Source organism: Nonomuraea sp. 3N208 (assembly GCF_052245935.1).
In the GTDB taxonomy this organism is placed as follows: domain Bacteria; phylum Actinomycetota; class Actinomycetes; order Streptosporangiales; family Streptosporangiaceae; genus Nonomuraea.
Map to the genome: position 1 here is coordinate 29,592 of NZ_JBQQBR010000060.1, position 12,431 is coordinate 42,022.

General features: G+C 68.9%; 13 protein-coding genes and 2 pseudogenes. 6 read left to right on the top strand and 9 right to left on the bottom strand.

Translation table 11 applies throughout. The annotated features are described in order from the left end of the window. Window positions 1–92: 92 nt before the first annotated feature. Together ACTWPT_RS53090 and ACTWPT_RS53095 are read left to right on the top strand one after the other, a co-directional pair. Window positions 93–776, top strand: coding sequence for a FadR/GntR family transcriptional regulator (locus ACTWPT_RS53090; RefSeq protein ID WP_443185186.1), 684 nt, complete (start codon window positions 93–95; stop codon window positions 774–776). A gap of 190 nt (window positions 777–966) precedes the next feature. After that, window positions 967–1,761 carry a class I SAM-dependent methyltransferase gene (locus ACTWPT_RS53095; protein WP_443185187.1) on the top strand — a complete coding sequence of 265 codons (795 nt, stop codon included), beginning with the start codon at window positions 967–969 and terminating at the stop codon, window positions 1,759–1,761. Window positions 1,762–1,978: 217 nt separating this feature from the next. Here ACTWPT_RS53095 and ACTWPT_RS53100 read toward each other — a convergent pair whose 3' ends face one another. After that, window positions 1,979–2,368 (bottom strand): ArsR/SmtB family transcription factor, encoded by a 390-nt coding sequence (locus tag ACTWPT_RS53100; protein ID WP_443185188.1) that lies wholly within the window; start codon window positions 2,366–2,368, stop codon window positions 1,979–1,981. Window positions 2,369–2,445: 77 nt separating this feature from the next. Between ACTWPT_RS53100 and ACTWPT_RS53105 the strand changes: the two genes are divergently transcribed. After that, on the top strand, window positions 2,446–3,543 hold the full coding sequence (locus ACTWPT_RS53105) for a flavin-containing monooxygenase (RefSeq protein WP_443185189.1): 1,098 nt from the start codon (window positions 2,446–2,448) through the stop codon (window positions 3,541–3,543). A gap of 144 nt (window positions 3,544–3,687) precedes the next feature. Further along, entirely contained in the window at window positions 3,688–5,085 is a 1,398-nt protein-coding gene (locus ACTWPT_RS53110) for an FAD-dependent oxidoreductase (protein ID WP_443185190.1), read from the top strand. A gap of 153 nt (window positions 5,086–5,238) precedes the next feature. On the opposite strand, the gene ACTWPT_RS53115 is transcribed toward ACTWPT_RS53110, so the two are convergent. The 6 genes and pseudogenes from ACTWPT_RS53115 to ACTWPT_RS53140 form a co-directional block, all read right to left on the bottom strand. Then, window positions 5,239–7,170, bottom strand: a complete 1,932-nt coding sequence (locus tag ACTWPT_RS53115; RefSeq protein ID WP_443185191.1) for a PhoX family protein — start codon at window positions 7,168–7,170, stop codon at window positions 5,239–5,241. A 54-nt stretch (window positions 7,171–7,224) separates the two neighbouring features. Next, window positions 7,225–7,656: an arsenate reductase ArsC gene (locus ACTWPT_RS53120; RefSeq protein WP_443185233.1), complete on the bottom strand. Its 432-nt coding sequence runs from the start codon at window positions 7,654–7,656 to the stop codon at window positions 7,225–7,227. A gap of 6 nt (window positions 7,657–7,662) precedes the next feature. Next, a pseudogene (locus tag ACTWPT_RS53125) lies at window positions 7,663–7,875 on the bottom strand (three-helix bundle dimerization domain-containing protein); the annotation flags it as partial. Window positions 7,876–7,881: 6 nt separating this feature from the next. After that, the gene (locus tag ACTWPT_RS53130; protein ID WP_443185192.1) at window positions 7,882–8,574 is read right to left on the bottom strand and encodes an arsenate reductase/protein-tyrosine-phosphatase family protein; all 693 of its coding nucleotides are present in this window, start codon (window positions 8,572–8,574) and stop codon (window positions 7,882–7,884) included. A 260-nt stretch (window positions 8,575–8,834) separates the two neighbouring features. Beyond that, window positions 8,835–9,169, bottom strand: a pseudogene (locus ACTWPT_RS53135) (ArsR/SmtB family transcription factor). Between the two features lie 212 nt (window positions 9,170–9,381). Continuing rightward, on the bottom strand, window positions 9,382–10,134 hold the full coding sequence (locus ACTWPT_RS53140; RefSeq protein ID WP_443185193.1) for an SDR family NAD(P)-dependent oxidoreductase: 753 nt from the start codon (window positions 10,132–10,134) through the stop codon (window positions 9,382–9,384). Window positions 10,135–10,189: 55 nt separating this feature from the next. Between ACTWPT_RS53140 and ACTWPT_RS53145 the strand changes: the two genes are divergently transcribed. After that, complete coding sequence (locus ACTWPT_RS53145) at window positions 10,190–10,531, top strand: ArsR/SmtB family transcription factor (RefSeq protein WP_443185194.1); 342 nt, start codon at window positions 10,190–10,192, stop codon at window positions 10,529–10,531. A gap of 183 nt (window positions 10,532–10,714) precedes the next feature. On the opposite strand, the gene ACTWPT_RS53150 is transcribed toward ACTWPT_RS53145, so the two are convergent. Next, window positions 10,715–11,164 carry a hypothetical protein gene (locus ACTWPT_RS53150; RefSeq protein ID WP_443185195.1) on the bottom strand — a complete coding sequence of 150 codons (450 nt, stop codon included), beginning with the start codon at window positions 11,162–11,164 and terminating at the stop codon, window positions 10,715–10,717. 144 nt (window positions 11,165–11,308) lie between these two features. On the opposite strand from ACTWPT_RS53150, the gene ACTWPT_RS53155 reads away from it, so the two are divergent. Further along, window positions 11,309–11,956 carry a class I SAM-dependent methyltransferase gene (locus tag ACTWPT_RS53155; protein WP_443185196.1) on the top strand — a complete coding sequence of 216 codons (648 nt, stop codon included), beginning with the start codon at window positions 11,309–11,311 and terminating at the stop codon, window positions 11,954–11,956. Between the two features lie 95 nt (window positions 11,957–12,051). Here the strand turns inward: ACTWPT_RS53155 and ACTWPT_RS53160 are convergent, their stop codons facing one another. Further along, a complete protein-coding gene (locus ACTWPT_RS53160) occupies window positions 12,052–12,387 on the bottom strand; it encodes a hypothetical protein (RefSeq protein WP_443185197.1) in 336 nt (111 codons plus the stop codon). Between the last annotated feature and the right edge of the window lie 44 nt (window positions 12,388–12,431).

Sequence of the window (12,431 nt, forward strand, 5' to 3'; positions counted from 1 at the left end):
AACTTAATCACCCGGATGTTTAGGGTGTTATGTTCTCGCGGAGCGTACCGCCCGGCTGCCGGAATGGCTAGGAATCTGGTAGAACTGTTCGGGTGGTTAAGGCTGAACCCCTGACTCGCGCGGAGGCGCTGGCGGCAGACATCGAGTCGATGATCGTCGAACAGGGCCTGGGCCCGGGCGACCTGATCGGCACGATGGACGAGTTCCGCGACCGCTCCGGTTACGGCCGCGCGACCATCAGCGAAGCCGCGCGCCTGCTCAACGACCGCGGCAGCGTCGAAATCCGCCCCGGGCGCGGTGGCGGTCTGTTCGTGGCCCAGCCCAACCCGATCGTGCGGCTCCGGCACACCCTGCTGACCGTGCGGCGGATGCCCACCACCGTGGCCGACGCCATCGCCGTACGCGACGCGCTGGAGCCACTGATCGCCGCCGACGCGGCGCGGCACCGGAGCCGACAGGACATTTCCGACCTACGCAAGCACATGGCCGCTCTCAAACGCGCGATGACCAGCACCGACCGCTTCATGCGGGCCAACTGGGCCCTGCACGAGCGCATCGCCGAGATCAGCCCCAACCATGTGGCCAAAGCCGTCTACCTGAGCATGACCCGGTTCATCACCGACATGTCAGAGCATGCCGATCCTGACGACGACACCCGCAAGGGGGACTATCTCCGCCTGCGACTGGAGGTGCACGTGGAGCTGGTGGACGCGATCATCGCGAGCGATGTCGCGCGAACCGTGGCGGCCGTCGAGCGCCACCATGGCCCCTCGTGAAGTCTGATCCTCCTCCGTGGCACTGACGTGTGCCATGTGCAAGGTTCGAACCTGCGTAGGCTGAGCCCGATCGTGCCGTCCGGCTGATCCTCTCCGGCGCGGGCTTGCTGCTGTCGTATCTGATCTGGCGCATCTTGCGGGGCCCTTCGCTCCACGAGGGGCAGCGCCGCCTAGCTGCCAGGATTGACGTATGTCGCGCGAACGCCTGAGATCCACGTTCGACACCGTCGCCTCTCTGTATCAGAAGGCGCGCCCTGATTACCCTGCCGAGCTGTATTCCGACCTGCTCGCGATCTCGGGTATCGAATCACCTGCGCACCTGCTCGAAGTCGGATGCGGCCCGGGAAAAGCCACGCTGCCCCTGGCCCGGATGGGCTTTCGGATCACCGCGATCGAACTCGGCGACGCCCTGGCGGCGGAGGCACGGCACCACCTCGCCGAATTCGGCGACGTCTCGGTGATCACCTCATCGTTCGAAGACTGGGAGCCGCCGGCAGGGGTCCTCTTCGATCTCGTCTATGCGGCCACAGCCTGGAAGTGGGTGGACCCGGAAGTCAAGTACGCGAAGGCAGCCTCCCTCCTCGCCCAGGGCGGCCACTTGGCCGTGTGGAACGCCGACCACGCATTCCCGGCAGACTACGACCCGTTCTTCACCGAGATCCAGAAGGTCTACGAGGAGATCGGCGAAGGCCATGACGGCCCGTGGCCACCTCTACCGCCCGAGGACCAGCCCGACCCCATCGCCGCCGAGTTCGATGCCTCCGGACACTTCGCGGTCGTCGGGACGCGGCGCTACGTATGGGCCCTGCGCTACACGGCAGACGAATACATCGCGCTGCTCGACACGTTCTCGGGCCACATCGCCATGGAGCCGGCCAAGCGCAGGCACCTCTACCGCGAGATACGCCGCCTCCTCTCCCCACGTCCGGACGGACAACTCACCCGCCACTGGTCGGCCGTCCTCACCATCGGCCGGCGCCGATGACGTCATCGGAAAGACAGCGCGGCGGCCGGGCGGCCCGACTGGAGGAACGACCTCGGCCCGTGGCCTTGGCCTGCTCGGCTTGTGCAGGTCGGCAAACTGGACCACGTCGGCGACGAGGCCCGGTCAGCGGTCCGCTGTCGCCGTGAGCGGGTAGCCCCAGAGGCGGGTTCGACCTCGGCGATCCACAAGGGCTCCGAAGCAGGGACACCTTCCCGGGTCAGCAGCAAAAGCGCAGATAGTCCTGCAGGTCACCGAGCAGACGGGCGACGCTGTCGCGGTCACCGCGATACAGCACTTCCTTGCCGTCGCGGCGGGAGGTGACGATGCCGCCACGCCGAAGCAGGGCGAGCTGCTGAGAGGCGGCGGACTGGCTGATGCCGGCGCGTTCGGCGACCTGGTTGACCGACAGCTCGGCGCCCCGGGCGAACAGCAGCATGATCCGCTGCCGTCCCGGGCTGGCCAGCGCCTTCAGGAAGTCGTGGGCGGTCTGGCTGAGCTCAGGCACCGCGCACGAGTCCTCAGGACCGCAGCCTGACGCCTGATCGAGCACCGTGTCCTGCGTGCCGCCGACCGGCCGGCTCGCCAGATCGGTTGTCGTCTCGGCCATCTCACATCGCCTCCAGGACAACCATACCTTCACATCATCATATTGACGTATTATGAATCGATGATACGTTGCACACCATGACATCCCAGATCGATTCCCTCCTCATCATCGGTGGAGGGCAGTCAGGTTTGGCGGCGGCCCACGCGGCCCTGGCAGCCGGCCTGCAACCGTTGATCCTGGAGGCTTCCACGCGCCCCGTCGGCTCCTGGCCGCGCTACTACGACAGCCTGAAGCTGTTCTCACCCGCCCGCTACAGCAGCATGCCCGGAATGGCCTTCGGCGGCGATCCCGAGCGCTATCCCGGGCGCGATGAGGTGGTCGCCTACTTGGAGCGCTACGCCGCCGCATTGGCCGATCGGGGCGCCGAGCTGCGTACCGACGCTCGCGTCACGGAGGTCGAGACCATCAGGGAGGCCGATGGGGACGGTTTCCTCGTCCGCATGAACGGCGGCGAGGAGCTGGTCGCGCCCATCGTGATCGCGGCCAGCGGCTCGTTCACCTGCCCGAACCTGCCCGCCCTCCCCGGCCTGGACACGTTCGCCGGACAGGTGCTGCACGCCGCCGATTACCGCTCACCCGCCTCACTGCCCGGCGAGCACGTAATGGTGGTCGGGGCGGGCAACTCGGCAGTCCAGATCGCTCACGAGTTGGCCGCCCACACGCGGGTCACACTGGCCAGCCGCGCGCCGATACGGTTCGTAGCCCAGCGCCCCCTGGGGCGGGACGTCCACTTCTGGTTCCGTGTGACCGGCTTCGACCGACTGCCACTGGCCCGTGCGGATGCCCCGCCCGCCGGACTCGTGCTCGATGACGGCCGATACCGCCAAGCGCTGCACGAGGGCCGCTACCGGCGCCGGCCAATGTTCACCCGCCTCGACGGCGACAAGGTGGAGTGGACGGACGGCCGTCGCGAGCGCGTCGATGCGGTGCTGCTGGCCACCGGCTACCAGCCGAGCTTGCCGTATCTGGCAGGCCTGGGCGCGCTGACGACGGACGGGCGGCCTCGTCAGCGCCACGGCCTGTCGCTCAGCCATGCCGGCCTGGGCTACCTGGGCCTGGAATGGCAGCGCACACCCTCCTCCAACACCTTGCGCGGTGTCGGCGCCGATGCCCGTCACGTGGTCGAGGCGCTGGCGCGCCGGCTGCGCGACAGTTCGCAGCGCGTACGTGCCTGAGCATCCGCTTCCAGCTACGCTGATTCGACAAGAATCTAATTTGACATCTTTCTAAGTTGTCGGGCATCCTGCTCACGAAGCTGATTAGACAGACTTCAAAACAGTGCGGGTCCGGTGCCCGCTGGAACCATGAGGAGACGCGTCATGAGCGGATGCTGCGGTCCTACCGTCGTCGAGCTCGAGTCCAGCACGCAGGCCACGCGGCCGAGCGAGCTGCCGGTCGTGGTGATCGGCGCCGGACCGATCGGGCTGGCCGCGGCCGCCCAGCTGGCGGAACGGAACCTGGACTTCCTGGTACTGGAAGCAGGCGAGCAGGCCGGCGCCTCCGTCGCCAAGTGGGGGCACGTACGGGTGTTCAGCCCGTGGAGGTACAACATCGACGCCGCCGCTCGCCGCCTCCTGGAGACCGAGGGCTGGAGCGCGCCCGACCTCGAATGGCTGCCCACCGGCGCCGAGCTCATCGACGACTACCTCGCCCCGCTGGCCAAGCAGTTCGGTGACAAGGTACGCCTGGGCGCCAAGGTGACTGCGATCAGCCGACTCGGCTACGACCGGGTCCGCACCAACGGCCGCGAGCAGGCGCCCTTCCTCATCCACCTCGCCGACGGCCAGGAGCTGCAGGCTCGGGCCATCATCGACGCCTCCGGCACCTACGAAACCCCGAACGTGCTGGGCGCCAGCGGCCTGCCCGCCCACGGCGAGCAGGCGGCGGCCGACCTGATCGACCACGCCCTGCCCGACGTGCTCGGCGTCGACCGCGAACACTACGAAGGCAAGCACGTGATGGTCGTCGGTGCCGGCCACTCGGCAGCCACCACGCTGCTGGCGCTGGCCCAGCTGGACAACACGCCCATCACCTGGGCCATCCGCGCGAGCAACGCCGGCCGCGCCTATGGCGGCGGCGAGGCCGACGCCCTGCCGGCACGCGGCGCCCTGGGCACCCGCCTGCACGCTCTGGTCACCTCCGGCCGCATCCAGCTGCTGACCGGCTTCTTCACCCACCGCGTTCACGCCACCGGCAACGGCATCGAGGTGATCAGCCGAGACCCGTCCGGCACTGAGCAGTCCGTCACCGTGGACCGGATCGTGAGCGCGACCGGCTACCGGCCCGACCAGTCCATCGCCGCCGAACTGCGGCTGGACCTGGACCCGATCCTCGGCTCCACCCGTCAGCTCGCGCCGCTCATCGACCCCAACCAGCACTCCTGCGGCACCGTCCCCGCCCACGGCGCGGACGAGCTCGCCCACCCCGAACCGGGCTACTACGCCATCGGCGTCAAGAGCTACGGCCGCGCCCCGACCTTCCTCCTGGCCACCGGCTACGAGCAGGCCCGCTCCGTCGTGGCCGCACTGGCCGGCGATTGGGAGGCGGCCCGGGATGTCCAGCTCGACCTGCCCGAGACCGGCGTATGCTCCTCCTCCCTGGCCGAAGCCCAGGAACAGCGTGTGGGTCTGGCCACCGGCCTCAGCGGCGGTCTGCTGGCCACCCCGCTACCGCTGGCCACCGTCTCCGCCACCAGCGGCGGCAGCTGCTGCGGCTGACGAGCTCCTCACCGCTCGCAGGCCCGGCTCCAATGCCGGCTACGCCCGCACAGGCCGGGACTCTTGAGTTCCACAGCCGATGCCGCTGCTCCCGCTGTCGAGAGCGGCGGCGTCGGCGCTCAGGTGGCTGCTGGGAGCCTGGTCGGGTGCGGGTCAGGTACCGATCACGCCGCCGTCGGACTTGCGGATCACGACAGTGGCCGAGCGAGGGCGGCCGGCCGGGTCGAAGTCGGGCCAGTTGCTGACCGCGCGCGGGTTGGCCGGGGTGGGTGTGCCCCAGGCGTTGGTGGCCTCTCCGGGGTGCTGCACGTTGACGAACATGGTGCGCTGGTCGGGAGTGGTGATGACGCCGGTGATCTCGCAGCCACGCGGACCGACCAGGAAGCGGCGGATCTCGCCGGTGGCCGGGTCGGCGGCGAGCATCTGGTTGTTGCCGATGCGGTCGTAGCCGCGGTCGGCCCGGTTCTGGGAGCTGTTGGAGATGTCGGTCTGGATCCACAGCCGTCCGTCGCCGTCGATCCACAGCCCGTCTGGTGAGCCGAAGATGTCGCTGTCGTCCAGCTTCACCGTCGGGTCGTAGGCGGGGTCCCCGGCCAGCACGAAGATGTCCCAGCCGAAGGAGGTGGCGGTGTTGTCGCGGCCGGTCTCACGCCAGCGGATGATGTGGCCGTACGGGTTCGGCTTGCGCGGGTTGGCCGCGCCGGGCCAGCCGCTGCCGTTGGTGAGACTGGCGAAGACGTCCTTGGTATGCGGGTGCACGGCGATCCACTCGGGCCGGTCCATCTTGGTCGCGCCCACGGCGTCGGCGGCCTGGCGGGTACGCAGGAGCACGTCGGCTTGGTCGGCCCAGCCGTTCGCCGTGGTGAGGGGTCCTTGGCCGTGAACCAGGGGCAGCCAGCGGCCGGTGCCGTCGTCGTCGAAGCGGGCGACGTACAGCGTGCCGTGGTCCAGCGGGCTCTTGCCGATCGCCTTGAGCGCTTTCCAAGGGGCATTGCCGACGAACTTGTAGATGTAGTCGCCGTCCTGGTCGTCGCCAGTGTAGACGACGATCCTGCCGCGCGATTCGGTGGTCGTGGCACCCTCGTGCTTGATCCGTCCCAGTGCGGTGCGCTTGACCGGGGTGGAGGCGGGGCTGAACGGATCGATCTCGACCACCCAGCCGAAGCGGTTGGCCTCGTTGGGGTTGACCGCGATGTCGAAGCGCGGATCGGCCAGGTGCCAGCGATAGCCGAAGCCCTCCCTATTGATCCCGTAGCGGGCCTGTTCAGCGGTGGGGGCCCAGGAGGCGTCCTGGGTGCCGAAGTAGCTGTTCCAGTTCTCCTCGCAGGCCAGGTAGGTGCCCCAGGGGGTGACGCCGTGGCTGCAGTTGTTGATCGTGCCCATGGGCGGGTTGTTGGCCTGCAGCCGGGGATGCGCGGCGCCGACCGGGCCGGAGAACCCCACTGGGGTCGTGCCGGTGATGCGGCGGTTGTAACGGGAGTCGACGCGCTGCCAGCCGTCCTTGCCGCGGGCGATCTCCACGATGCTGACGCCGTGGGCGGCCAGGGCCTTGTTCACCTTCTCCGCGGTGATCTCGGCGTCGCCGTCGGCGTACAGGAGGGTCCGGTCGACGTACTCGTGGTTGAGCACCAGCAGGCCGCGGCGGTTGCCGTGCGGGCCATGGCCGATGGGGAAGTAGTGCATGCCGTCGTGGTGCATGCCGATCTGCTGGGCCTGCTCCGCGGCGGTGTTGGAGGCGTCCTTGCGCCATTCGGGTCCGTCGGATCGCAGCGGCGTCCCCCACGGGATCAGCACCTGGGCGGTGTAGCCGTCGGGAACGGTGAAGGTGTCAGCGGGGCTGGTCGCTACCGGGGTGAAGCCCAGCAGTGGGCCCGGCTTGCCAGTCGCCGCTTCGGCCGGGGTGTCCTCGTTCAGGGAGAGGGCGGCCAGGCTCAGGAAACCGGTCACCGCCGCGGCGGTGCCTCCGCGCAGCACCGTCCGGCGCGAGAACCGGGCGGCGACCACGTCCTTGAACGCGCGGTTAGCGGAGGGGTTGGAGCTGATGTCGTCAGGATCTAAATCGGAGGTGCGAACGTCGACGGTCATCGGGGACCTCGCTATCGATTGCGCCGCTCGGGAGAGTACGGGCTGGATCCTCGATCATCCGACGGGAACGCCGAGGTCGTCCAGCAATGCGCGGACCCGGCGTTCGATCTCGTCGCGGATGGGGCGTACGTCCTCGACGCCCTTGCCCGCGGGGTCGACCAACTCCCAGTCCAGGTAGCGCTTGCCGGGGAAGACCGGGCAGGCGTCGCCACAGCCCATGGTGACCACCACGTCGGCGGCGCGGACGATCTCCTCGGTCCACGGCTTGGGGAACTCCTTGGAGATGTCGATGCCCCGCTCGGCCATGGACGCGATCGCGGCGGGGTTGACCTGGTCGGCGAACTCCGACCCGCCCGACCAGGCCAGCGCGTTGTCTCCGGCCAGGTGCTGGAAGAACCCCATCGCCATCTGGGAACGGCCGGCGTTGTGCACGCACAGGAACAGCACGATCGGCCGCCCGTCGTCGTGGCCCTCGACGCGGGCCAGCGCGTGCAGGCGCTGGCGGGCGAAGCGTTCGGCCAGCAGCGGCAGGAAATTCGCGATGGTGCTGTGCATGGCGAACTGGTCGTAGCCGGTGTGCAGGAAACGTTCGATGGTCTCGGTGCCGAAGACGCCGCTGAACTCGTCACGCAGGCGGCGGGCGGCGGTGTTCAGCGCGAGCTGCTGGTCGACGGTCAGATCGTCGCGGTGGTAGGTGTGGGGCATGATCGCTCATTCCTTCGGGAGGTGGACCGCCGGGGCGAGCCGGTCGATCCGGCCGGCGATGTCGGCGTAGGCGTGTTCGAAGGCCGTGTCCGTGCCTGCGGCGACCGGATCGGGGACCGACCAGTGCAGCCGGTCACCGCCGCCACGCTGATCGGCCAGGTCTTCGTGGGCGTTGTCGCAGACCGCGACGACCAGGTCATCGGGACGCAGGACCTCATCGAGGTGACGGGGGCGGGCGACGGCCAGGGACAGCCCGTGCCGGCGGGCGATGGCCACGGCATGAGGGTGTACGCGTGCCGCCGGGCTGGTGCCGGCTGAGACGGCCGGCACGCTGCCTTTGCCCGCCCACAGCGCCGCGGCCAGCTGGGAGCGGGCCGAGTTGTGCGTGCAGACGAACACCACCCGGGGCGCGAGCCGCAGCGGCGCCGGCAGCAGGCCGGTCAGCGCCCCCGGCACCAGCTGCAGGTAGCTGCGCCGCCGGTCGCCCTCCGACTGGCGCCGCCGGATCAGCCCGGCCTGATCGAGGATCTTCATGTGGTGCGCCAGCAGGTTGGTGGGCAGCCCCAGCTTCTGGCCGATCTCCCCAGGAGAAGCGTCTCCCAGAGCGAGATGATCGACGATCGCCAGACGGGCGGGCTCGCCGAGCGCGGCATGCACGCGCGCCCGGGCCACCAGCGACGGATTCTGCTCAATGTCCATTGACTCAATAATCATTGAGCTATTTGCTTACCGTCAAGAGCCCGCCAACAGCTATTCCCGCCAGGCAGACCTCAGTGGGCTTCCGCGCCGGCAGCGGAATCAGGACCTTCCGCACGCGGCACGACAGGCTCCTGCACGACGGCTTCGACGCGCCCGAACAGGCCGCGCACCAGCAGAAAGCCGACGACTCCGCCGACCAACTGGGCTGCGACGAAGCCGACCAGCGACGGCGGCCCGGCCCGCGCGCACCAGACAGAAGATCACCAGAACCAGACCTGCGGTGGCGACGACTTCGCCCAGCCACAGGTGCGGCGGACGATGCGGTAGTAGACCCATGAGGCGCGCCGCTCGCTGGTCAGCAGGCCTGCCTGCTTGAGCACCTTGAGGTGGTGGTCGGCTGGGACACATCGAAGCCGGCTGTCAGGTCGCACACGCAGGCCTCGCCGCCCGCGTGACTGGCCACGATCGACACGATGCGCAGCCGTACCGGATCGCCCAAGGCCTTGAACACCCGAGCCAGCCGGAGCGCCTGCTCGGTGTCGAGCGGCTCACTGGCCAGCGGGGAACAACATTCCAGCGTCTCAAGCAGCTCCACCGGCACTGCACATCGGCATTCGTCGATATCAGCGCCTGTGAATATAGCGTCTTCGACCCTCTGCGTTTACCAGTGCATTTCTGGCAAGTCGGGCGGGTATGGCCGCGATCGCCCGGATCTGCCGTAGCTGCCGGTTGATCGAAGTCAGCTGGGGCGCCGGCTGGATGAGCAGGCGGCGGCCCTCCGCGATTCCCGACCGTAGAGGCCTTGGATCAGAGAAGTTCGAGGCCGCCGTCGATGGTGAGGACCTGACCGGTGAGCCATGTGGCGGAGGGGTCTGCCAGGTGCAGGATCCACGTGGCCACCTCGTCCGGCTCGCCGCGCCGGCCCAGAGGGATGCGAGTGGCTTCGTCCTGCTTGATCTGCTCCACCACGGTGTCGGGAAGACCCGCGGCGGTCAGCGCCTCGGACTCGGTGGGGCCGGGGGCCAAGGCGTTGACCCGGACGCCGTCGGCCGCCAGTTCCAGGGCCCAGCTGCGGGTGAGCTGTTCCAAGGCGGCCTTGGAGGCGGCGTAGTGAGCCGCGCCGGGCAGCGGGCGATGGCCGTAGGTGCTGGAGACGTTCACGATGGTGCCGCGGCTGCGGCGCAGATGGGGCAGGGCCGCATGGGCGAGCAGGCTGGGAGCGGTGACATTGAGGGTGAAGAGTTCGGCGATGCGATCGGCGGAGGTTTCGGCCAGCGGCATGACCGCGGTGGCTCCGGCGTTGTTCACCAGTACGTCCAGGCGCTGCCATCGGGCGAAGGCGGCGTCGACGACCGTCTGGGCGGCATCCCGGTCGTGCAGGTCTGCGGTCAGGGTCGCGATGTTCGGGTGCCGCTTTGCGGTCTCGTGCAGTGCTGCCTGGCGTCTGCCCACGCCCAGGACGCGGGCGCCTGATTGGGCGAAGGCGACCGCGATGGCGCGGCCGATCCCCGAGCCCGCCCCCGTGACGATGACAACGCGGTCGGCTGAGGTCTCGGTCATCACATGGCCTTTCGTTCGATGTTCGTGAAACATCGAACAAGGTACCATGGGACATGTGCGACAAGCCCGGCATCCGGAACCCCACGAGATGACACTCACCGAGGTGATGGCCGCACTCAGCGACCCCATCCGGGTAGGGGTCGTCCGGCTGCTGGCCGACGGCACCGAGCGTGGCTGGGGCGAGCTACGGGCACCGGTCGCCAAATCGACCTTGAGCCATCACCTGCGGATCCTGCGCGACGCCGGCCTGACCCGTACCCGGCAGCAAGGCACCCGCTGCTATGTGCGGCTGCGCCGGGACGATTTACAGGCCCGCTTCCCCGGCCTGCTCCAAGCGGTGCTGGCCGCCGCCGATCACGACGACGTCGGCCACCACGTCGGCCTGGCCACCGACTGAAGCCGAGCACGCCGAGAGCTGTGAGTGACGCTCTCCGAGGAAATCGACGCCGGCCGACAGCAGCTTGCGGTGCATGCGGACGGTGTTGGACAGGAACGGCAGCGAGGGGCGAGCGGACCGTTGCCGACTGTGGCCGGCGTGATGTCCTCGCCCGCCGGCTGTGGTGAGCCAGCGGGCGGAAACTCACGGTTGGGCGTGCCGCCCAAGGTGGGCGAGGAGCCGGACGTTCAGCGGGGCCGTGGGCAGGACGGGCAGCGCCTCGGCGAACTGGCTGCCGCGGTTCTGTTCCACCGCCGGGTTGGTGGTGGCGAAGTGCCACACGGCTTGGACGACGTCGTCACCGGCCGGGTAGGGCAGATGGGCGCCGGTGGCGAGGTCCCAGCCGTGGATGAGCAATTCGAGCAGGCTGATCGAGGCCAGCACGGTGCCGGGCACGCTGGCGCCCATGAACGCGTGCTCGCGCTCCAGTGTGCCGGGGGCGCTGAAGGCCGCCAGACAGCGGTCGGCGATCGCGGCGAACGCGGCCGCCGGGTCGGTGCCAAGGTGATCGGTGTCGGCTTGGCGTTGGGCGTCGACCTCGGCCGGGTCCACCGGGTCGTCCCCGCGCCACCGGGAGAACCGATTCCCGCCCACGCATCCTGCTCCGACCCAGCGCTCCAAGCCCTTGATCGATTCGACTGGCTCGCCCGCTTGAGAACAGATGTGCGGAGGCACACAGGACACACGCCCAGGCATCCGGTGCTACCGAGCCCGCACGCGATGCGTCACACTTGGGTCGTGCCGGATCGAGCCCCCGCGTTCGCCCGCGATGCTGCGACCGCTGCCTATTACGAGCAACGCGCCAAAGAGTACGACGAGTGGTACCTGGCGCAGGGTCGCTTCGCGTCGCTCAACCCACCCGCATGGCACCTGGAGGTTTCGCACCTGGTGGACCTGGTGGGCGGCCTGCCGACGGCGCGAACTCTCGACGTCGCCTGTGGCACCGGTTTCTTGACGCGGCACCTTCGCGGAGTCACCGTCGGGCTGGACCGAAGCCCCGCGATGAGTGCTCTAGCCCAATCACGACTGCCCGCAGGCGTGGCCATAGTTGGCGACGCACTGAACCTCCCCATCGCCGACGGAGCCTTCGACCGCGTGCTAACGGGCCACTTCTACGGCCACCTGCCAGTCGACGAGCGGATGGCCTTCCTTTCCGAGGCACGGCGCGTGGCCGGTGAACTGGTTGTCATCGACACTGCCCTCCGCCCCGGAGTCGAACCCGAGCAATGGGTGGAGCGGCTGCTGAACAACGGCTCTCGACACCGCATCTACAAGCGCTACCTGACCAGCGCACAGCTCGCCGAAGAACTGGGCGGCGAGGTGCTCTTCCAAGGGCAGAGCTTCGTCGCGGCCCGCGTGACGTGGTCAGGAAGCCGGGTCGCATAGATCGAGATGATCCTGGTATGTGCGTGTGACTGGTTGATGCGCCGACATCGGATGGCACTTCAAGACGCGCATCGGGCATCGAGACGCTCGCTTGGCTAGCCGGAGAATCTCTTCGCGAGGTCGCGGGCCCATTCCGCGGCCTTGGCCGCCTGGTCGCCGGTGACGGGCGCGCCAGGCCACCGGCTCAGGCGCTCCACCTGCTCGGCGAAGCGCAGGTGCTCCCGGGAAGCGTGTTCACGGCAGGCGAGGCAGGTGACGCTTCCCGGACGAGGAGAGGTCATCGCGTAGGGCACCTGAAGTCCGCAACCGGTGGTGACGACACTCGGTGCGTCGGGCACGGCGCCCAACGTCGACGCGATCACATTGCGGAAGGCGGCACCGGCCTGCATCACCTTCTGCTCGACGTGGATATGCGGATCGGTCTCGCTCATCTGCGTCCACGCCTCCGTCCGAGTCGTCCCGGGAATCAGACTAA